Genomic DNA, 21,510 nt, shown 5'->3' on the forward strand with positions numbered 1-21,510 from the left:
GTCGCTCGTGCACGGCATCCTACGGTGACTGTAGGTTGCGTCCTATGGTGTGTGGCCGTGCTCAGGCTTACATTGGCATCATCATGACCACACACGATCCCAAACTCCTCCACAAGGGTGTACTCGCGGTTCGCCGCAACACCATCCGTCGCCTGCTGCATACGGTGTTCGGCATCGAACACCTGCGCGACGGCCAGCAACGCGTGATCGACAGCGTCCTCGATGGCAGGGACACGCTGGCGATCATGCCGACCGGCAGCGGTAAATCGCTGTGCTACCAGATCCCCGCCCGCATCCTGGACGGCATGACGGTCGTCGTCTCGCCGCTGATCTCGCTGATGAAGGACCAGCTGGAAAAGCTCGGGGAACTCGGTATCCGCGCCGAGCAGGTCAACAGCAGCCTGTCGGCGGAAGAGGAGAGGAACGCATTGGCCGCGATCGCGGAGGGCCGCTGCGAGATCGTGTTCTGCACGCCCGAGCGCCTCGTCATGCCCGAATTCGTCGACGTGCTGAAGGCCGTGAAAATCGCCCTCGTCGTCGTCGACGAAGCCCACTGCATTTCGCAATGGGGCCACGACTTCCGCCCGGCCTATCTCGAGATGGCCGGCGCGATCGACGCGCTGGGCCGTCCGCCTGTACTGGCGCTGACGGCCACCGCGACGGAAGACGTGGTCGACGACATCGGCCGCCAGCTCAATCGCCCGCGCATGAACGTCATCAACACGGGCATCTACCGGCCGAACCTGCAGTACGCGGTCGTGCAGGTGACGAACCCGGACGAGAAACTGCAGGAAGCGCTGCGCCTCGTGCGCGGCACGAAGGGGACGGGCATCGTCTACGCCGCGACCGTCAAGGCGGCGGAGGAGATGCACCAGATGCTGCTGGACGCCGGCGAATCCGTCACCCTGTACCACGGCAAGCTGCACGCCGCCGAACGCAAGGCGAACCAGGACCTGTTCATGAACGACGAGCGGCGCGTCATGGTGGCGACGAACGCGTTCGGCATGGGCATCGACAAGCCGGACACGCGCTTCGTGATCCACCTGCAGATCCCCGCGAACCTGGAAGCCTATTACCAGGAATCGGGCCGCGCGGGCCGCGACGGCCGGGATGCCAGCTGCACCCTGCTGTTCCTGCAGGACGACAAGCGCGTGCAGCAGTTCTTCCTCGTGAAGCACTATCCGACGGCGGACGAGATCCGCGCCGTGTACGAGGCCGTGCACGCGCTTACGGAAAGCGAGACGGCGACGCCGGCTCGCGTGGATGACGTCGCCGGCGAACTCGCGGGGCCGCATCTGAAGGTGTGTTTGAAACTGCTGAAGGATGCGAAGCTGCTGCGCCAGAACCGCAAGCTCGCGTACCTGCCCGGCAGCGCGTCGCCCGAGGATAAACTGTTCGCGGCAATGGCCGAGGTGTATCGCCAGAAGCAGGAGCGCGACAAGGAAGCGCTCGAACAGATGGTATCGTATGCCGTGAGCGGTTTCTGCCGCTGGAAGCTGCTGCTCGATTATTTCGGCGACGAGGTCGAAGGCTTCGAGAAGTGCTGCCGCTGCGACAACTGCCTGAATCCGCCGGCCGCCGTGCTGACGGAAGATATCGACATCCGCGACGACGAATTCGACCGCGAACCGGACGCGGACGCGCCGGCCGGCCCCGCGTTCGACGTCGGCGCGCGCGTCACGGTACCGAAGTATGGCGAAGGCGTCGTGCTGTCCGTGGCCGGGGACCAGGTCCACATCGAATTCCCGGACGGCGAGCAGCGCGCGTTCCTCGCCGATTTCGTCACGCTGGTCTAAAAGGAGGACGCCGAACGCATGGGCGACATGGTCATCGTAAGGAAGGAAGGCCTGTACTGTGTGCCGGGCCAGTTCTACATCGACCCGTGGCGGCCGGTCGACCGGGCCGTCATCACCCATGCCCACGGCGACCATGCGCGCTGGGGCCACAAGCATTACCTGGCTTCGCAGCAGAGCGTCGGCATCCTGAAGTCGCGCCTCGGCCAGGACATCAACATCGAAGGCCTGGAATACGGCGACAAGGTCGTCCACAACGGCGTGACGATCTCGCTGCACCCGGCCGGCCACGTGCTTGGCTCCGCGCAGATCCGGATGGAGCACCAGGGCGAGATCTGGGTCGCGTCGGGCGACTACAAGGTCGAGCCGGATGCCACGTGCGCGCCGTTCGAAGCCGTCCGCTGCCACACGTTCATCACGGAATCCACGTTCGGCCTGCCGATCTACCGCTGGGATCCGCAGCAGGAAGTCTTCGACGACATCAACCGCTGGTGGCGCCGTAATGCCGATGAAGGCCGCACGAGTATCCTGTACGCCTACGCATTCGGCAAGGCGCAGCGCCTGCTCTGTGGGTTGGACCCTTCTGTCGGGCCCATCGTCTGCCACGGCGCCGTCGAGCCGCTGAACCGCATCTACCGCGAGGGCGGCGTGGTCCTGCCGCATACGCAGATGGTCAGCGAGACGGACAAGGCGGATTTGAAAAAGGCGCTCGTGCTGGCGCCGCCGTCCGCATCGGGCTCGCCGTGGACGCGCCGCTTCGGCGACTATTCCGACGCCTTCGCCAGCGGCTGGATGCTGCTGCGCGGTGCCCGTCGGCGGCGCGGCGTCGACCGCGGGTTCGTGCTGTCCGACCATGCCGACTGGCCCGGTTTGCTGGACGCGATCCACGCCACCGGCGCCCAGCAGGTGATCGTCACGCACGGTTCGATACCCGTGATGGTGCGCTGGCTGTGCCAGATCGGCCTCGATGCGAAAGCGTTCGACACGGAATACGGCGAGGAGGATGACGAAGCCGTCACGGCCACGCCGGAAGAACCGCAGGCGGAGGAGGCGAAGGATGCGTGAATTCGCCCGCCTGTACGCCGAACTCGACGAAACCACCGCCACCAACCGCAAGCTCGAGGCGCTGCAGAATTACTTTGCCAGCGCCGCCCCGGAAAACGCCGCCTGGGCCGTGTACTTCCTCGCGGGCGGCAAGCCGCGCCAGGCCGTGCCGAGCAAGCTGCTGCGCCAGTACGCCATCGAATACGCGGGCCTGGACGAGTGGCTGTTCGACGAATCGTATGCGGCCGTCGGCGACATGGCCGAGACCATCGCCCACATCCTGCCGTCGCCGAAGCGCCACAGCGACGTGGGCCTGGCCGTGTGGATGGAAGAGCGCATCGGCCCGTTGCGCGGCGCCGATCCGGGCACGATCCGGGAAGCGCTGTTCTCGTACTGGGACGAACTCACGTGGCGCGAACGCTTCCTGTTCGTGAAGCTGATCGGCGGCGGCTTTCGCGTGGGCGTGTCGAAGCTGCTCGTCACGCGCGCGCTGGCGTCCATCGCCGCGGTCGACTCGAAGCTGATCGCGCAGCGCCTGATGGGCTGGACGGATGGCCGTGTCAAACCGACGGCGACGGGCTTCCTGCAACTGATCGCGGCGCAGACCGACAACGAGCACCAGCTGCGCGGCGGCCAGCCTTACCCCTTCTTCCTCGCGCACCAGCTGCAGGGCGAGCCCAGTGCGTTGGGCGACATGAACGACTGGCAGGTCGAGTGGAAGTACGACGGCATTCGCGCGCAACTCGTGCGGCGCGGCGGCCAGAACTACCTGTGGTCGCGCGGCGAGGACCTGATCACGGAACGCTTCCCCGAGCTCGCGAGTCTATCCCTGCCGGACGGCACCGTGATCGACGGCGAGGTGCTGATCTGGACGACGGGCGATTCGCCGGCACCGTTCGCCGACCTGCAGAAGCGCATCGGCCGCAAGACGCTGTCCGCGAAACTGCTGGCCGAGCTGCCTGCGGTGCTGCTCGCGTACGACCTGCTGGAGCTGGACGGTGTCGACACGCGCGCGCTGCCCCAGCACGAACGGCGCGCGCTGCTGGAGACACTCGTCACGGGCGCGGCGCAACCGCAGCTGCGCATCTCGCCGCTCGTCACGGCCGACTCCTGGGACGATCTCGGCAAGCTGCGGGCGGAGTCGCGGGCGCGCGGCGTCGAAGGCATGATGCTGAAGGCACGGAACGCGCAGTACGGCGTGGGCCGCACGAAGGACGTGGGCACGTGGTGGAAGTGGAAGATCGATCCGTATGCCGTCGACGCGGTGCTGATCTATGCGCAGGCGGGCAGCGGCCGGCGCGCGTCGCTGTACACGGACTACACGTTCGCCGTGTGGGATGGCGAGGGCGACGCGCGCAAGCTCGTCCCGTTCGCGAAAGCCTATTCGGGCCTCACGGACGCGGAGATCGCGCAGGTCGACAACATCATCCGCAAGACGACGGTCGAGAAATTCGGGCCCGTGCGCTCGGTGCGGCCGACGATGGTGTTCGAGATCGGCTTCGAAGGCATCGCGCTGTCCACGCGCCACAAGGCCGGCATCGCCGTGCGCTTTCCCCGTATCCTGCGGCGGCGTGACGACAAGCCCGTCGAAGAGGCGGATACGCTCGACACATTGAAAGACCTGCTGGGAGCCGTCACGCCATGACCAGGACCCAGGCGGAAGCAGCGGTCGACAGCTGGTTCGCATCGCGCGGCTGGAAGGTGTTCCCGTTCCAGCGCGCCGTGTGGAAGGCCGCGCTGGCCGGCGAATCGGGCCTGCTGCACGCGAACACCGGCGCGGGCAAGACGTACGCGGTCTGGTTCGCCGCGCTGCTGCGCGGCGCCAACCGCACGCGGCGTGCGAATACCGGCCTGCGCGTGCTGTGGATCACGCCGATGCGCGCGCTGGCGGCGGACACGCAGCGGTCGCTGGAAGTGTCGGCGGCCGAGCTGGGCGCCGCGAGCCCGGACGTCATCGGCACGTGGACGATCGGCGCGCGCACGGGCGACACGGGCGCGGCCGAGCGCGCGCGCCAGTCCAAGGCGCTGCCCGGTGCGCTGATCACGACGCCGGAAAGCCTGTCGCTGCTGCTGTCGCACGCGGCCGCGCGCGACCAGTTCAAACACCTGGACATGATCATCATCGACGAGTGGCACGAGCTGATGGGCAGCAAGCGCGGCGTGCAGGTGCAGCTCGCGCTGGCGCGGCTGCGGCGCTGGAATCCGGGCCTCGTCGTGTGGGGCCTGTCGGCCACGATGGGCAACCTGGCGGAAGCGCGCGGCGTGCTGCTGGGCGATCCGGAAGCGGGCGTGCTCGTCGAAGGCGACCTGAAAAAACAGATCGTCGTCGACTGCCTCGTGCCCCAGGGCGTCGCGCGCTTTCCGTGGGCGGGCCACCTGGGCCTGCAGATGCTGCAGCCAGTGATCGACGAGATCGAGCGGCACGCCGCGACGCTGGTCTTCACGAACACGCGTTCGCAATCGGAGCTGTGGTACCAGAACATCATCGAGGCGCGCCCGGATTGGGCCGGCCTCGTCGCGCTGCACCACGGCTCGCTCGACCGCGAGGTGCGCGAATGGGTCGAGACGGGCCTCAAGCGCGGCGACCTGAAAGCCGTCGTGTGCACGGCAAGCCTGGACCTGGGCGTCGACTTTTTACCCGTCGAGCGCGTGCTGCAGGTGGGTAGCGCCAAGGGCATCGCGCGGCTGCTGCAGCGCGCGGGCCGCAGCGGCCACGCGCCGGGCCGCATCTCGCGCGTGACGCTCGTGCCCACGAACAGCCTGGAATTGCTGGAAGCGGCCGGCGCCAAGCGCGCCGTCGCGACGCGCCGCATCGAAGCGCGGCAGGTACCGAACAAGCCGTTCGACGTGCTCGTGCAGCACCTCGTCACTGTCGCGCTGGGCGGCGGCTTCCGGTCCGACGAGTTTTACGAGGAAGTGACAAGCGCGTGGTCGTACCGCCTCCTCGCGCCGCAGGAATGGCAGTGGGCGCTGGACTTCGTTGCGCGCGGCGGCCAGAGCCTGACGGTCTATCCGGAGTACAAGCGCGTGCTGCCGGACGAGGAGGGCGTCTACCGTGTGCCCGACGTGAAGATCGGGAGGCGCCACCGCATGGGGATCGGCACCATCGTGTCGGATGCGCAGATGCAGGTGAAGTACGTGAGCGGCGGCCGCATCGGCAGCGTGGAGGAATCGTTCATCGGGCGCATGAAGCCGGGCGACCGCTTCCTGTTCTCCGGCCGCATCCTGGAACTCGTGCGCGTGCACGAGATGACGGCGTACGTGAAGCGTTCGGACTCGACGCGCGGCGCCGTCAGCCGCTGGATGGGTACCAAGATGCCGCTGTCGTCCGAGCTCGCGCACGCGGCGCTGGAAGAACTCAAGCTCGCCAGGGAGGGCATCTACGACGGGCCGGAAATGCGCGCGCTGCAGCCGCTGCTGGAGATCCAGGCGCGCTGGTCGGCGCTGCCCGACAGCGACGTGCTCGTCCTGGAAAGCATGAAGAGCCGCGAGGGGTATCATTTGTTCCTGTATCCGTTCGCGGGACGGGCGGTGCACACCGGGCTCGCGTCGCTGTTCGCGTACCGCGTGGGGCGCGTCATGCCGAGTACCTTTTCCATCGCCGTCAACGACTACGGATTCGAACTGCTGGCGCCCGAAGCGGTCGACTGGGCGAACGTGTTCAATGCGGAGACGGGCGCCGACGTCGGCCTGTTCGACACGTCGCATTTGCTCGAGGATGTGCTGGACAGCCTGAACGCGACGCAGTTGTCGCAGCAGCGCTTCCGCGAAGTGGCGCGCATCGCGGGGCTCATCTTCCAGGGCTATCCGGGCCAGCACAAATCCATGCGCCAGGTGCAGGCGTCGTCGTCGCTGTTCTTCGAAGTCTTCCGCAAGCACGACAGCGGCAACCTGCTGCTCACGCAGGCCGAGCGCGAAGTGCTGGAGCAGGAACTGGAACTCACGCGGCTGCGCGACACGCTCGTCGAACTGCATGCGCGCCGCATCGCCTTCCGCGAGGTGAAGCGCGCGACGCCGTTCGGCTTTCCGCTGATGGTCGAGCGCTTCCGCGAGAAGGTCAGCACGGAAAAGCTGGCGGACCGCGTCGCGCGCATGGTGCGCGAGCTCGAAAAGGCGGCCGGGGCATGAGCGGCGTCACCGTCGACGTTGCCGGAGAACAGCTCGTGCTGCTGCCGCAGAAAGCCGTGTTCTGGCCGCGTGAAAAACTGCTGGCCATCGCCGACATTCACTTCGGCAAGGCGGCCGCATTCCGCTCGTTCGGCATCCCCGTCCCGCGCGGGACGACGATGGAAAACCTCGACGCCCTCGATGCCCTCATCGATGCGACCGGTGCGAACCACGTGCTGTTCCTCGGCGACTTCCTGCATGCGCGCGCGGCGCACGCGGCGGGCACGCAGGCCGCGCTGCTCACATGGCGCCGGCGGCGCTGCGACCTCGTGCTGACGCTCGTGCGCGGCAACCACGACAAGCATGCGGGCGACCCGGCCGACGTGCTCGGCATCGACCTCGTCGACGAGCCGTACACGGTCGGCCCGCTGTCGTTCTGCCACCACCCGGACCTGGACGCGCCCGGCTATGTGCTGGCGGGTCACGTGCATCCAGTGTATGTCTTGGCGACACGTTTCGACGCCCTGCGGCTGCCGTGCTTCGTCTTAGGTCCTGATCGGATGATCCTGCCGTCTTTCGGATCTTTTACCGGTGGACACGCCATCCGTCCAGAAGAGGGCGATCGCATTTTTATTACCTCCGGGGAAGCCGTGCACAGCGTTAAGGCGAACCTATCTCGGTAGTCGACGTCGCTGCTGGCGCGCCTGACGAGCTCGTGCTGCGTTGCTCGTCGTTGCATGGATTGACCATGCGGCCTCCTCGCGCCTTGCCCGCGCTCGCCATGCATCGCCATCAGCTTCCGTCTCTCCACCGAGATAGGTTCGCTATCGCACCGAGCCCGTCCAGTGCGCGGCGTAAGCTGGTCTTATCGACAACAAGACGAAGTCGGAGGACCCCATGGCAACAACCCGACAGACATTGGCCGCGGCCGTCGTAGCCGCGCTGCCTCTGCTCTCGATGACCGTGACGACGCCCGTGCAAGCGCAGGATCACCCGCGCGCGGCCCGGCTGGCACCCCGCATCGATGGTTTCAACGTGGACGAAGTGCGGCGCCTGGAACCGGGCACCGAACTGAACTTCGACCTGTACGGCACGCCGGGCGGCTATGCCACCCTGCGCATCGATGGCGCCACGCGCAACCTGACCCTGCAGGAAACGTCGCCGGGTACCTACCAGGGCACGTACACGATCGGCACGCACGACCGCATCAACCCCGGCAGCGCCGTCACCGCGAACCTGCGCGTAAACGACATGGTCACGACGCGCCTGCTGGCCGAATCGATCGTGCGCGGACCGGGCCGTGACGACCGCGGCGACCGCACGGCGTCCAACATGCCGCATGTGGAGCGCTTCGACGTGCGCGGCAGCGACGATCTCGGTCCGGGCAACGAATTGAAATTCACCGTGCGCGGCACGCCGGGTGCCAAGGTCGAGGTGCAGATCGCCGGTTCGCGCGGCATCTTCTTCCTGCCGGAAGTGCGGCCGGGCGAGTACAGCGGCCTGTACACGATCCGCCGCGACGACCGTATCGCACCGGATGCGGCCGTCACCGCCACGATCCGCGCCAATGGCCGTTATTCGACGGCCACGCTGGGACAACCGCTGATGGCGGGCGGCAACGGCCAGGGCCTCAATCCGAATAACCAGCCGCGCGTGGCGCGTTACTGCACGAATTGCGCGACGGTGGAAGCCGTCAACGTCGTGCAGGTCAGCGGGGACGGCAGCTACCTGGGCACCGGTGCCGGTGCCGTGGTGGGCGGCCTGCTCGGCAACCAGGTCGGCAGCGGCAGCGGACGCACGGCGGCCACCGTCGCGGGCGCCGTCGGCGGCGCGATCGCGGGCCGCGAGATCGAACGCAATGCCAACGCGCGGCAGCGCTTCGAAGTCGTCGTGCGCTACGCCAACGGTGCCACGCAGACGATCCCGTACGAAAACAATCCGGGCTTCCGGGTGGGCGACCGCGTGAAGGTCAGCGATGGCGTGCTGATTCGTGACTAATGCGCGACTGATCCGTCCGTATCAGAAAACAGAAAGCCGGCTTCCGCGAGGAACCGGCTGTTCTCATTTGACGCGGGAAACGGTTCAGACGGTGGCCAGGACCTGGCCGTCGCCTGCGCTGTCCGCTTCGGCCTTGTGCTTGGCGTTCTGCTTGGCGCGCGAGCGCGACGGCGGCAGGCGGCGCAGCGTCTTGAGGGCGTCCGGATCCTTGATGCCGATGGTGCGCTGGTCGACGGTGATCAGGCCGATTTCGTTAAAGGCGGACAAGGTGCGGCTGACCGTCTCGAGTGTCAGGCCGAGATAGCTGCCGATCTCATGGCGCGTCATGCGCAGGTTGAACAGTTTGCTCGAATACCCCATCGCGGCGAAACGTTCCGCCAGCGAGATCAGGAAACGGGCCACGCGCGCTTCGGCCGACAGGGCGCCGAGCATGCCGATCATGGCCTGTTCGCGCACCAGTTCGCGGCTCATCACGCCGTACATCAGGTTCTCGAGCTCGGCATGCACGCGGCCGAGCGCGGTGAGTTTCTTGAACGGCACAAGGATCAGGTCGCAGTCGGACAGGGCGACGGCTTCCGACGCGTAATGGCGTGTGTGGATGCCGTCGACGCCGAGCATGTCGCCCTTCATCGGGAAGCTGAGTACCTGTTCGTTGCCGAATTCGTCGATCAGCACGGTTTTCAGGAAACCGGAGTTGACGATGTACAGGGTGTCGAATGCCTGGCCGATCGTGTGCACGCGCTGTCCGGTCTTGAACTGTACGTGCTGGAACAGCAATTCCTCGGTGTTCATCGAGACGGCGGCCGGGATGTGGAGCAGGTCGCAGACCTCTTTCAGGTTCGACCAGAGACGGCCCTGGCGTTGGCGTCCGGCTTCCATCTGTGACGAGTGCAGGGTCGACGGGGAGGCGTTACGTTGTTCTGAAGTTAGCTGGGACTGCATACTCATCTCCAGGTTTAGGATTTCAAAGAACCAAGCTGCGGTCCGGTGGTGCCAGTGCGGTATCGGAGCCACAGAGCTGACTGGATACGGATATGGACCGCAGGCAAGTCGAAACGCTGAAGTCAGTATGCCAACACGAGTCCGGCATTAATATCAGCAACGGCTGAATGTGTAGTAGGAGGGAGCGTCAGCTTGTAGGAATTTTCTTACTGCCAAGCTGCGGATGGAGGGGGAATCAAGAGTGGGGCGCGTGTAGGATTACGCGAGCGGACGGCAGGCCCTGCGTGGCCGGAAAGCGCCGGGGCAGGGCACGAAAAGTGTCGCCAGAATGTCAAATCTGTTTCGTGCGGAGCCGTTCAGGCTTTCATCGGCGCAAGCAGACGATGCGCCACCGCGTACTGGACCATTTCGGACAGCGAGGTCATGCCCATTTTCTGCATGATGCGGGTCTTGTGGGTACTCACCGTCTTGACGGACAAGTGCAGGTTGTTGGCGATCTCCGTGATCGATTTGCCGCCCACGAGGAGCGAGAATACCTCGAATTCGCGATCCGAGAGCTGCTTGTGCAGCAGCTGTTCGTTCGGCGCCATGATGTTCAGCGCCAGCTGCTCGGCCACTTCCGTGCTGATGTACGGGCGGCCGGATGCCACCTTGCGGATCGCCCCGACGAGCTGCGTGCCGGCACTTTCCTTGGTGAGATAGCCCTGGGCGCCTGCCCGAATGGCGCGCACGGCGTACTGCTCTTCCTCGTGCATCGTCAGGATCAGGATGGCGAGCTTGGGCGCTTCACTGCGCACCTGGCGGATCAGGTCGACGCCGCTGCGGCCCGGCATGGACAGGTCCAGCAGCAGCAGGTCGAAGCCGCCCTGGCGTACCAGCGACAGCACTTCGAAGCCGTTGATGGCTTCGCCGACGATCTCGATGTCGAGCGCCCCGTCGAGGATACGCTTGAGGCCCTCGCGCATGATCGTGTGGTCGTCGGCGATGACAATGCGAATCATAGGATGTCCCTTGGGGATCAATTGTAAAATGAAGGTAAAAAGATATCACAGAAGCAACACTGACGTTGCCTTTTTTTCGGACAACGCCTGCTGTCCGATGCCGCGCCGTGGAGCCGCGGTTACTTCGGCAGGCGCGTCAGGTGCCGGGCTCCCGGATCAGGCGGTGCACCAGCACGGGCTTGGTCGTATGGGACAGCACCTTGTTGGTCACGCTACCTAGCAGCAACTGTCCCCAGCCGCTGCGGCCGTGCGACCCCATGAAGACCAGGTCGCAGTGTTGCTGTTCCGCAACGTCCACGATCTTCAGCGCCGCCGCGTCGGAAAACGCCGTCATGCAGGCGTGCTTCAGGCCGCAACCTTCCGCAGCGCGCATGATGGAGCCCATGTACTCCTCGCCGAGGCGCTTCATCTGCTGGACGTACTCCTCCTCGCTGGGGTAGGCGGGCGGCACGATCTCGACATACACGGGGTACTGGTACTCGGGCGCGACGAACAGGGCGAGCACTTCGGCCCCCATCTGTCGTGCGAACTTGACGCCGGCACAGGCGGTGTGCTGCGACACCGAGGAGCCGTCGGTGGTGATCAGAATTTTCTGGTACATGGTGAGTCCTCCCTCACGTCACGCTACCTTCTCATTGTAGTTCGCGTTTCCCCTCTTGGCGGAATGTAAATGCTTGATCTTGCTCAGGGATGTGCTCGGCATTCGGCGCCCGAATACCGGATGTCACAAATGCCTCCGCGATAAAAAAATACAACACTTGCTTTGTGAAAATATTCAGAAAATGCTGTAAAAGATTGTCGACAGGCCAAGATTACTCACCAATCGGCAACGCCGGCATTTCAGAAGATTTACCTACGGCAACCACGCTGATACACTCGTCGGAAATTTGTACCGTCAGTAATGACGGCAGCCGTACCGCACACAGCACAGATCATCGCATCGCGACATTTAAATTATGGAGAAGCAGGGACTATGACCGACGCCGCTGACGATTTCGACGCATTATTCGAGGAAGTGGCAGCGCAGCGTGCCAGCGCACCCGCTGCCGCTCCGACGCCGGCGCCCGCGCCCGAACCCGCCGCCGGCGGGGACAGTGGCGATACCGACGACCTGGAGGCCCTGTTCGACCAGGTCGCGGCCACCAGCGCGCCGGCCCCGGCTGTCGTGCCTGCTCCGGCCGCTCCGGCCGCTGCCGCTCCGGCCGAGGGCGGCGAGGAAGAACACAAGGGGATGTACGAGCGCCTCGGCGGCATCGTGCGCCTGCTGCACGATTCGCTGCGCGAGCTGGGCTACGACAAGGCCCTGACCGAGGCGTCGTCCCAGATCGTGGACGCCCAGGACCGCCTGGAATACGTCGCCACCCTGACCGAACAGGCCGCCAACAAGGTGCTGAACACCCTGGACGACGGCATGCCGGCCCAGGACCTGCTGTCCAAGCAGGCCAAGGACATGGAGAACCGCTGGGACGACCTGTTCGCCGGCAAGCTCTCGATCGAACAGTTCAAGGCCCTGGCCGGCGATTCGAAGCAGTTCGCCCAGCTCGTGTCGGAAGCGACCGAAGCCGAGAAAGCGCGCCTGCTCGAGATCATGATGGCCCAGGACTTCCAGGACATCACCGGCCAGCTGATCAAGAAAGTGGTCGTGATTACGAAGACGGTCGAGAACGAGCTGACCCAGCTGCTGAAGGACAGCGCTCCGCCCGACGTGAAGGAAAAACTGGCGCAGAAACAGGCCGCACAGGAACAGCCGCAGCCGCCGCAGCAACTGATGTCGGGTCCGTCGGTGCCGTCCGCGGCGCTCGACCAGGACAGTGTCGATGACCTTCTTGCCGATCTGGGATTCTAATGGATGAAATGCTCAAGGATTTCGTCGTCGAGGCGATGGATCTTGCAGCGAATGTCGAAGAGCATCTGCTGCACCTCGAACGCGATCCCGACAACAAGGAAACGCTGAACGCGGTCTTCCGCTCGTTCCACACGATCAAGGGTGGCGCGGGTTTCATGGGGCTGCCGGCGCTCGTCGCCGCCTGCCACCTGACGGAAAACCTGTTCGACGCGCTGCGCACCGGCGCCGCTCCCGTCACGCCGGGCGCGATCGAAGCGTCGCTGCAGGCGTCGGGCTTCGTCGCCGACCAGCTCAATGACCTGAACAACGGCGCCACGCCGGACCAGCTGCCGCAGATGCCCGCCGATCTCGAGCGCATGCTCAAGGACGCCATCGCCGGCAACGACGCCGCGCCCGCGCCGAAGGCCGCACCCACGCCTGCGCCCGTGAAGGCTGCCCCGGCGCCGGTCGCGGCCGCACCGGCACCGGCACCGGCCGCGCCGGGCGCCGACGGTCTCGATTGGGAAGCGATGTACCTGGCGGTCGTCCCGCCGGGCACGTACACCCCGGTCGAGGCGCCGGCCGCCGCGCCGGCCGCAGTCGTCGACGCTGTCGCCGCACCCGTCGCCGCGCAAGTAGCGGCCGCGCCGGCGGAAGCCGCCGCGCCCGCCGCATCCGGCAAGCCGGGCTGGGACGGCGTCGAGCGCCGCAACGACAACAAGCCGGCCAGCACCGGTCCCGCGAAGGACGAGAGCATCCGTATCGACGCGGTCAAGCTGGACGCGCTGCTGGAAGTGGCCGGCGAATCCGTGCAGGCCGCGAACCAGGCGGCCGTGCTGCTGGAGCGCCTGTCGCAGTTCAAGTTCGAGGGCCAGGCCGCCACCTTGATGGCCACGCTGACGGAAACGCTGGAGCGCGCGTCGCGCTACTCGGCCGAACTGCAGCGCGCCACGCTGGCGACCCGCATGCAGCCGGTGGGCCGTTTGTTCCAGAAATTCCCGCGCCTCGTGCGCGAGCTGGCGAAGGACCTGGGCAAGGACGTCGAGCTGACCATCGAAGGCGCCGAGACGGAAGTCGACCGCGTCGTCGTGGACAGCCTGTACGATCCGCTCGTGCACATGCTGCGCAACGCGCTGGACCACGGCGTCGAGTCGCCCGAAGACCGCGTCGCCAACGGCAAGCCGGCGAAGGCCTACATCCTGCTGAAGGCGTGGCAGGAAGCGAACAGCGTCATGATCGTGCTGCAGGACGATGGCCGCGGCATGGACCCGGCCAAGCTGCGCAAGAAGGCAATGGAGAAGGGGCTCATTTCCGAGAACCAGGCGACGAGCGACGACGAGGCGTACCAGCTCGTGTTCCTGCCGGGCTTCTCCACCAAGGAAGTGGCGTCGTCGGTCTCGGGCCGCGGCGTGGGCATGGACGTGGTCAAGACGGCCGTCGAGAAGAACCGCGGCGCGATCCGCATCGACTCCAACCTGGGGACCGGTACGAAGTTCTCGATCCGCCTGCCGATCGAACTGTCGATCGTGCCGACCATGCTCGTGTCGACGTCGGGGGCGCAGCTGGCCCTGCCGATGGCGGTGGTCGAGCGCGTCGTCGAACTGCCGGAGACCTTCATGCAGGTCGGCGGCGCCCCGGTGCTGAAGGACCAGGGCCGCCCGCTGCCGGTGCGTTCGCTGGCGCTGTCGCTCGGCTACGAGGAATGCGTCGAGCGCGTGGGCATCGTCATCAACGCCCCGCAGCCGTACATCATCGCGGTGGAAGCCGTCGACGGCACGGCCGACCTGGTGATCAAGCCGATGACGGCCCTGAACGTCGAAGGCATCACGGGCACGGCACGTTCGGCGGAAGGCTCGCTCGTGCTGGTCGTCGGCCTGTCGTTCCTGATGGACGGTTGCCGCACCACCGTGAGGTTGGCCGCGTAAAAAGCGGGTTGCAGCATTTTTGCCACAAAGCTACGAAAAGCCTGCGCAGGAAATGCGCGGGCTTTTTTTATTTGTGCGTCTGCAAATGGGTCCGAACAAAATTTTTATACGGATGAGTTCATTGGAATAATCGTGCTCGAAGGGCATTGCTTCCGCATTGCACAAATATGGCATAATCAAAGACCATGCCCGCATGTAGCGGTCGTTTCTCTGGACTTCGCAACTCATTATGTTAAAAACGCTCTACGACAAACTTTGGGATTCGCATGTCGTGCGTGCCGATGCGGATGGCACCACCGTGCTGTATATCGACCGTCACCTGGTCCACGAAGTCACCAGCCCGCAGGCGTTCGAAGGCCTGCGCGAAGCCGGCCGCCCGCTATGGCGCACTTCGGCCAATCTTGCCGTAGCCGACCACAACGTGCCGACCACCGACCGCTCGCACGGCATCGCCGACCCGACCTCGCGCCTGCAGGTCGAGACGCTGGACAATAACACCAAGTCCTTCGGCGTCACGTACTTCAACATGAACGACAAGCGCCAGGGCATCGTGCACGTGATCGGTCCGGAGCAGGGCGCCACGTTGCCGGGCATGACCGTCGTGTGCGGCGACTCGCACACGTCGACGCACGGCGCATTCGGCGCGCTGGCCCACGGCATCGGCACGTCGGAAGTGGAGCACGTGATGGCCACGCAGACGCTGCTTGCGAAGAAATCGAAAGCGATGCTGGTGCAGGTCGACGGCGACCTGCCGGCCGGCGTGACCGCCAAGGACATCGTGCTCGCGGTGATCGGCAAGATCGGCACCGCCGGCGGCACGGGCTATGCCATCGAATTCGGCGGCTCGACGATCCGCTCGCTGTCGATGGAAGGCCGTATGACCGTCTGCAACATGGCGATCGAAGCGGGCGCGCGCGCCGGCATGGTCGCCGTCGACGACACGACCATCGAGTACGTCAAGGGCCGCCCGTTCGCACCGGTGGGTCCGCAGTGGGAACAGGCCGTCGCGTACTGGCGCACGCTGCACTCGGATCCGGGCGCGAAGTTCGACCTCGTCGTGCAACTGAACGCCGCCGAGATCCGTCCGCAGGTGACCTGGGGCACGTCGCCCGAGCAGGTCACGACGATCGACGGCCGCGTGCCCGATCCGGACAAGGAAAAAGACCCCGTCAAGCGCGACGCGATGGAAAAAGCCCTGGTGTACATGGACCTGAAGCCGAACACCGCGATGGAAGACATCCGCATCGACAAGGTGTTCATCGGTTCCTGCACCAACTCGCGCATCGAAGACCTGCGCGCCGCCGCGGCCATCGTGCGCGGCCGCCAGCGCGCGTCGAACGTCAAGCTGGCGATGGTGGTGCCGGGCTCCGGCCTCGTGAAGGAACAGGCGGAACGCGAAGGTCTCGACCAGATCTTCAAGGCTGCGGGCTTCGAATGGCGCGAGCCGGGCTGCTCGATGTGCCTCGCGATGAACGCCGACCGCCTGGAACCGGGCGAGCGCTGCGCATCGACGTCGAACCGCAACTTCGAAGGCCGCCAGGGCCAGGGTGGCCGCACGCACCTGGTGTCGCCGGCGATGGCCGCGGCGGCTGGTATCGCGGGCCACTTTGTGGACGTTCGTAAAATCTGATAATTCGGGGTCAGAGCACGGTTTTCACGGGTGTGCTCTGACCCCGACTGACTATAACTGATATGAAAAAGATCGTTGCTCTCGCCCTCATCGCAATCGCCGCAGCCGGCTGCAACACCATCTCCGGCGTCGGCAAAGACGTGCAGAAAGTCGGCCAGGTGATCACGGGCGCCGGCGGTAAATAATCATGGATAAATTCACCGTACACGAAGGACTGGTGGTCCCGCTGGACCGGGCCAACGTCGACACCGACGCCATCATTCCGAAGCAGTTCCTCAAGTCGATCCGCCGCACCGGCTTCGGCCCCAACCTGTTCGACGAGTGGCGCTATCTCGACCACGGCGAACCGGGCATGGACAACAGCAAGCGCCCGGTCAATCCGGACTTCGTGCTGAACCAGCCGCGCTACGCCGGCGCGTCGATCCTCCTGACCCGCAAGAACTTCGGCTGCGGCTCGTCGCGCGAGCACGCGCCGTGGGCCCTGCAGCAGTATGGCTTCCGCGCCGTCATCGCGCCGAGCTTCGCCGACATCTTCTTCAACAACTGCTTCAAGGGCGGCATGCTGCCGATCGTCCTCACCGAGGCGCAAGTCGACCAGTTGATCAATGAAGTCAAGGCGTTCCCGGGCTACAAGCTGGTCATCGACCTCGAGAAGCAGACCGTGGGCACGCCGGACGGCCACCTCGCGTTCGAATTCGCCATCGACGACTTCCGCAAGTACTGCCTGCTGAACGGCCTGGACGACATCGGCCTCACGCTGCGCCACGCCGACGACATCCGCGCCTACGAAGAGCGCCACTTGCGCGCGCAGCCGTGGCTCGCCAACACCATCTGAACGAGAACAAGAACATGAAGATTGCCATCCTGCCGGGCGACGGCATCGGTCCCGAAATCACCACGCAAGCCGTCAAGGTGCTGAACGCGCTGGGCGAGTCCTTTGAACTGGAAAGCGCGGACGTCGGCGGCGCCGGCTATGCCGCGCACGGCCACCCGCTGCCGCAAGGCACGCTGGCGCTGGCGAAGGCCGCGGACGCCGTGCTGTTCGGCGCCGTCGGCGACTACAAGTACGACTCGCTGGAGCGCGCGCTGCGTCCGGAACAGGCCATCCTCGGCCTGCGCAAGGAGCTGGGCCTGTTCGCCAACCTGCGTCCCGCGATCCTGTATCCGGAACTGGCCGGCGCTTCCACGCTGAAGCCGGAAGTCGTGTCGGGCCTGGACATCCTGATCATTCGCGAACTGACGGGCGACATCTATTTCGGCAAGCCGCGCGGCGTGCGCGAATGCCCGGACGGTCCGTTCGCGGGCCAGCGCGAAGGTTTCGACACGATGCGCTATGCGGAAGGCGAGATCCGCCGCATCGCCCACGTCGCGTTCCAGGCCGCGCGCAAGCGCGACCGCCGCGTGACGAGCGTCGACAAGGCCAACGTGCTGGAGACGTTCCAGTTCTGGCGCGACATCGTCACCGACGTGCACAAGGAATACCAGGACGTCGAGCTCGAACACATGTACGTCGATAACGCCGCGATGCAGCTCGTGCGCGCGCCGAAGAAGTTCGACGTGATCGTCACCGGCAACATGTTCGGCGACATCCTGTCCGATGCGGCCGCGATGCTGACCGGCTCGATCGGCATGCTGCCGTCGGCGTCGCTGGATGCGAACAATAAAGGTCTGTACGAGCCGTCGCACGGTTCGGCGCCGGACATCGCGGGCAAGGGCGTCGCGAATCCGCTGGCGACGATCCTGTCCGCCGCGATGATGCTGCGCTTCTCGCTGGGCAAGGCCGAACAGGCCGACCGCATCGAGAACGCCGTCAAGAAGGTGCTGGCCCAGGGCCTGCGCACGCCGGACATCCACGAGGAAGGCACGACGCGCGTCGGTACGGAACAGATGGGCGACGCGGTCGTCAACGCATTGGGTTGACCAGGAATACGCCCGGCATGGGCGGAACATTTTTAAAAGAGGGATCAAAATGAAACTAGTAGGTCTGGTTGGTTGGCGCGGCATGGTCGGTTCGGTCCTCATGCAGCGCATGCAGGACGAGGGCGATTTCGCCCACATCGAGCCGGTGTTCTTCACCACCTCGAATCCGGGTGGCGATGCGCCGAAGATGGCGAAGAACGAAACCAAGCTGAAAAGCGCAACCGACATTGCCGAACTGTCGAAATGCGAGATCATCATCTCGTGCCAGGGCGGCGACTACACGACCGAAGTGTTCCCGAAACTGCGCGCTAGCGGCTGGAACGGCTACTGGATCGACGCCGCGTCCACGCTGCGCATGAGCGACGACGCCGTCATCGTGCTGGATCCGGTCAACCTGAACGTCATCAAGGACGCGATGGTGAACGGCGTGAAGAACTTCATCGGCGGTAACTGCACCGTGTCGTGCATGCTGATGGGTCTCGGCGGCCTGTTCAAGAACGACCTGGTCGACTGGATGACGTCGATGACGTACCAGGCCGCATCGGGCGGCGGCGCGCAGCACATGCGCGAGCTGCTGACCCAGTTCGGCACCATCAACTCGGCCGTCAAGAACCTGCTGGACGACCCGGCTTCGGCGATCCTGGAAATCGACCGCGGCGTGCTGGCCACCCAGCACGGCCTGTCGGCCGAAGAAACGAAGCAGTTCGGCGTGCCGCTGGCCGGCAACCTGATCCCCTGGATCGACAAGGACCTGGGCAACGGCCAGTCGAAGGAAGAGTGGAAGGGCGGCGCCGAGACCAACAAGATCCTGGGTCGCCACAACGGCTCCAACGTGATTCCGGTCGATGGCCTGTGCGTCCGCATCGGCGCGATGCGCTGCCACTCGCAGGCGCTGACCATCAAGCTGAAGAAGGACGTGCCGCTGGACGAGATCAACGACATCATCGCGAACGACAACCAGTGGGTGAAGTTCGTGCCGAACACGCGCGAAGCGTCGGTGCGCGACCTGACCCCGGCCGCCGTCACGGGCAGCCTGACGATCCCGGTCGGCCGCGTGCGCAAGATGTCGATGGGCCCGGAATACATCTCCGCGTTCACCGTCGGCGACCAGCTGCTGTGGGGCGCCGCCGAGCCGTTGCGCCGCATGCTGCGCATCGTGCTGGACAAGTGATGTAAGCTGGCGCCTGCGGGCGATCGAGGAGGGCGGCTCGCGGGCCGCCCTTTTTTTGGTGCGCCCAGCATGGGCGCACTCTTGTGGGTGGAAGTCCCGCCGCGAGCTGACCACAGCGAGCGAAGCGAAGCGCAACTGCACGAGGGCGACCGACTGTGGGGAGGAAGCGTGGAGCGAAACTGCGAGCCGATGAACAAGAATCGGATACAAGGCGCTGCCGAGCAGGGCGAGCGGGCCAAAAACCGCGAAGCTCTTGTGGTCAAGGCGAAGCGGCGTAGATCCGGCGGTTGTGCAGGGAAGGAGTGCGTTCTTACCTGGGGAGATCTCGCCTCACGCCTGAAAGGGCGACGAAAAAAAAAATCGGAGCGAGAAGTCAGCAGAGGCCGTAGTAGCTGAGTTTTTTTTTTTCAGCGAAGGGCCGAACGAGTAGGAGTGTCCAACAACGTGTCGATGAACTGTGTACGGCATCAGATGCCCGCAAAAGCGGGGCGGGTCGCGGCAAGGCGGGGTGAAGCCCCGTCCCAAGCGTCCAGCGATGAAACACGGCTCCCGCGACAGGGACTGGAAGGCACAGGGCGAGACTTGCTCACGCAAGCGCTCGCGAGGGAGAACATGCAACGCGCGTGGAAACGCGTGAAGGCGAACAAGGGAGCCGCAGGCGCCGACGGTCTGGACATTGCCCAAACCGGACAACGCCTGAAGCACGCTTGGCCCACCATCAGGCAGCAACTGATGGAAGGCACGTACCGGCCCATGCCGGTACGGCGCGTCGGCATACCGAAGCCGGACGGGAGCGAGCGTGAACTGGGGATACCCACCGTGACCGACCGTTTGATTCAGCAGGCGCTGTTGCAGGTGCTGCAACCCCTGATCGATCCCACTTTTAGTGAACACAGCCACGGGTTCCGGCCCGGCCGTCGTGCGCGAGATGCCGTGCTTGCAGCACAGTGGTACGTGCAGCAGGGCTACCGCACCGTGGTCGACGTCGATCTGTCGAAGTTCTTCGATCGAGTCAACCACGACATTCTGATCGACCGTCTAGGGAAACGCGTGAAGGACGCCGGAATCATCCGGCTAGTGCGCGCCTACCTGAACGCGGGCATCATGAATGGCGGCGTGGTGCTCGAGCGGGGAGAAGGGACGCCGCAAGGCGGTCCGCTTTCTCCGCTACTGGCCAATGTGCTTCTCGACGAGGTGGATCGTGAGCTGGAGCGACGGGGACACCGCTTCGCCCGCTATGCCGATGACTGCAACGTGTACGTGCGCAGCCAGAAGGCAGGCGAGCGGGTGATGGCTCTGCTCAAGCGTCAATATGACAAGCTGCACTTGAAGATCAACGAATCGAAAAGTGCGGTAAGCCAGGCGTTTGGCCGCAAATTTCTCGGCTACGAGCTTTATATGACCGGAAAAGGCGAGGTAAAACGTGCGGTGTCGAAGAAGGCGCAGGAGGCGTTTCGGCAAAAGATCAGAGAACTCACCCGCCGGTCCGGCGGACGCAGCATCATGCAGGTGATTGAAAGCCTGCGCTCTTATGTGCTGGGATGGAAAGGCTACTTCGGTCTGGCGCAAACCCCAAAGGTCCTAAACAGGCTGGATGAATGGATGCGGCACCGGATGCGAGCACTTCACCTCAAGCACTGGAAGCGAGGGACGACGATCTACCGTGAACTGCTGAAGCTAGGGGCAAAACCGAACGTTGCACTGCTGGTGGCAAGAAACAGCCGTCGCTGGTGGCATAACAGCAAGTTTGCCTTGAACAATGCGCTAACGATTGCCTACTTCGACCGTCTTGGCATGCCACGCCTCACCTAACCTCAACTACTCGAACCGCCCGGTGCGGACCCGCACGCCGGGTGGTGTGGCAGGGGACCGGCCAGACAACTGGCCGCCCCTATGCCGATCCTGCGTCATTCCCGCGCACGCGGGAATCCATGCTGAGTGTCCGAAGTCGGCTAGCTATTCGATTTCTGGAGCTCAGTATGGGTTCCCGCTTTCGCGGGAACGACGGGGTTGGGTTTCGTATTGAATTGACACCGGATCATCCAAAAAACATCATAAGTCTGAATACACCGTCTACATACCTCAGACTCCTTGAATGTTTCTCCCTGCGGAACTTGCATGCCACAGTGCATGATGATATGTTCCTGAGACCTC

Annotated in this window: 17 protein-coding genes; 14 read left to right on the forward strand and 3 right to left on the reverse strand. The window is 64.9% G+C overall.

Features of this window, described 5'->3' with window-relative positions; all coding sequences use genetic code 11:
- The first annotated feature begins 83 nt into the window (after positions 1 to 83).
- The 6 genes from ACEN9G_RS20325 (at position 84) to ACEN9G_RS20350 (ending at position 8,942) form a co-directional block, all read left to right on the forward strand.
- Positions 84 to 1,796 (forward strand): RecQ family ATP-dependent DNA helicase, encoded by a 1,713-nt coding sequence (locus tag ACEN9G_RS20325; protein WP_413339170.1) that lies wholly within the window; start codon positions 84 to 86, stop codon positions 1,794 to 1,796.
- A gap of 18 nt (positions 1,797 to 1,814) precedes the next feature.
- Entirely contained in the window at positions 1,815 to 2,858 is a 1,044-nt protein-coding gene (locus ACEN9G_RS20330) for a ligase-associated DNA damage response exonuclease (protein ID WP_413339172.1), read from the forward strand.
- Complete coding sequence (locus tag ACEN9G_RS20335; protein ID WP_413339174.1) at positions 2,851 to 4,482, forward strand: ATP-dependent DNA ligase; 1,632 nt, start codon at positions 2,851 to 2,853, stop codon at positions 4,480 to 4,482. The genes ACEN9G_RS20330 and ACEN9G_RS20335 overlap by 8 nt, the downstream gene beginning before the upstream one ends.
- Complete coding sequence (locus ACEN9G_RS20340) at positions 4,479 to 6,965, forward strand: ligase-associated DNA damage response DEXH box helicase (RefSeq protein WP_483126889.1); 2,487 nt, start codon at positions 4,479 to 4,481, stop codon at positions 6,963 to 6,965. Before ACEN9G_RS20335 ends, ACEN9G_RS20340 begins: the two co-directional genes overlap by 4 nt.
- Positions 6,962 to 7,627 carry a ligase-associated DNA damage response endonuclease PdeM gene (pdeM, locus tag ACEN9G_RS20345; protein ID WP_413344805.1) on the forward strand — a complete coding sequence of 222 codons (666 nt, stop codon included), beginning with the start codon at positions 6,962 to 6,964 and terminating at the stop codon, positions 7,625 to 7,627. Before ACEN9G_RS20340 ends, pdeM begins: the two co-directional genes overlap by 4 nt.
- Before the next feature lie 214 nt (positions 7,628 to 7,841).
- Positions 7,842 to 8,942: a glycine zipper 2TM domain-containing protein gene (locus tag ACEN9G_RS20350; RefSeq protein ID WP_483126890.1), complete on the forward strand. Its 1,101-nt coding sequence runs from the start codon at positions 7,842 to 7,844 to the stop codon at positions 8,940 to 8,942.
- An 84-nt stretch (positions 8,943 to 9,026) separates the two neighbouring features.
- Here ACEN9G_RS20350 and ACEN9G_RS20355 read toward each other — a convergent pair whose 3' ends face one another.
- The 3 genes from ACEN9G_RS20355 to ACEN9G_RS20365 form a co-directional block, all read right to left on the reverse strand.
- Positions 9,027 to 9,821: a Crp/Fnr family transcriptional regulator gene (locus ACEN9G_RS20355; RefSeq protein WP_371767825.1), complete on the reverse strand. Its 795-nt coding sequence runs from the start codon at positions 9,819 to 9,821 to the stop codon at positions 9,027 to 9,029.
- A 419-nt stretch (positions 9,822 to 10,240) separates the two neighbouring features.
- Positions 10,241 to 10,885, reverse strand: coding sequence for a response regulator (locus ACEN9G_RS20360; protein ID WP_036232923.1), 645 nt, complete (start codon positions 10,883 to 10,885; stop codon positions 10,241 to 10,243).
- Between the two features lie 136 nt (positions 10,886 to 11,021).
- Positions 11,022 to 11,486: a universal stress protein gene (locus ACEN9G_RS20365; protein ID WP_413344797.1), complete on the reverse strand. Its 465-nt coding sequence runs from the start codon at positions 11,484 to 11,486 to the stop codon at positions 11,022 to 11,024.
- A 372-nt stretch (positions 11,487 to 11,858) separates the two neighbouring features.
- On the opposite strand from ACEN9G_RS20365, the gene ACEN9G_RS20370 reads away from it, so the two are divergent.
- The 8 genes from ACEN9G_RS20370 (at position 11,859) to ltrA (ending at position 21,168) form a co-directional block, all read left to right on the forward strand.
- Positions 11,859 to 12,731 (forward strand): protein phosphatase CheZ, encoded by an 873-nt coding sequence (locus ACEN9G_RS20370; protein WP_371767587.1) that lies wholly within the window; start codon positions 11,859 to 11,861, stop codon positions 12,729 to 12,731.
- On the forward strand, positions 12,731 to 14,635 hold the full coding sequence (locus ACEN9G_RS20375; protein WP_483126891.1) for a chemotaxis protein CheA: 1,905 nt from the start codon (positions 12,731 to 12,733) through the stop codon (positions 14,633 to 14,635). Before ACEN9G_RS20370 ends, ACEN9G_RS20375 begins: the two co-directional genes overlap by 1 nt.
- A 229-nt stretch (positions 14,636 to 14,864) precedes the next feature.
- The gene (gene leuC / locus ACEN9G_RS20380) at positions 14,865 to 16,265 is read left to right on the forward strand and encodes a 3-isopropylmalate dehydratase large subunit (protein ID WP_413343196.1); all 1,401 of its coding nucleotides are present in this window, start codon (positions 14,865 to 14,867) and stop codon (positions 16,263 to 16,265) included.
- 62 nt (positions 16,266 to 16,327) lie between these two features.
- Complete coding sequence (locus ACEN9G_RS20385) at positions 16,328 to 16,450, forward strand: entericidin A/B family lipoprotein (protein WP_258853401.1); 123 nt, start codon at positions 16,328 to 16,330, stop codon at positions 16,448 to 16,450.
- A 2-nt stretch (positions 16,451 to 16,452) separates the two neighbouring features.
- Positions 16,453 to 17,100 carry a 3-isopropylmalate dehydratase small subunit gene (gene leuD / locus ACEN9G_RS20390; RefSeq protein WP_413343193.1) on the forward strand — a complete coding sequence of 216 codons (648 nt, stop codon included), beginning with the start codon at positions 16,453 to 16,455 and terminating at the stop codon, positions 17,098 to 17,100.
- A 14-nt stretch (positions 17,101 to 17,114) separates the two neighbouring features.
- Complete coding sequence (gene leuB / locus ACEN9G_RS20395; RefSeq protein ID WP_413343192.1) at positions 17,115 to 18,185, forward strand: 3-isopropylmalate dehydrogenase; 1,071 nt, start codon at positions 17,115 to 17,117, stop codon at positions 18,183 to 18,185.
- 49 nt (positions 18,186 to 18,234) lie between these two features.
- Complete coding sequence (asd, locus tag ACEN9G_RS20400; RefSeq protein WP_413343190.1) at positions 18,235 to 19,356, forward strand: aspartate-semialdehyde dehydrogenase; 1,122 nt, start codon at positions 18,235 to 18,237, stop codon at positions 19,354 to 19,356.
- Between the two features lie 450 nt (positions 19,357 to 19,806).
- Complete coding sequence (gene ltrA / locus ACEN9G_RS20405; protein ID WP_413345805.1) at positions 19,807 to 21,168, forward strand: group II intron reverse transcriptase/maturase; 1,362 nt, start codon at positions 19,807 to 19,809, stop codon at positions 21,166 to 21,168.
- Positions 21,169 to 21,510 lie beyond the last annotated feature (342 nt).

This window comes from Massilia sp. Masssp94 (assembly GCF_059491305.1).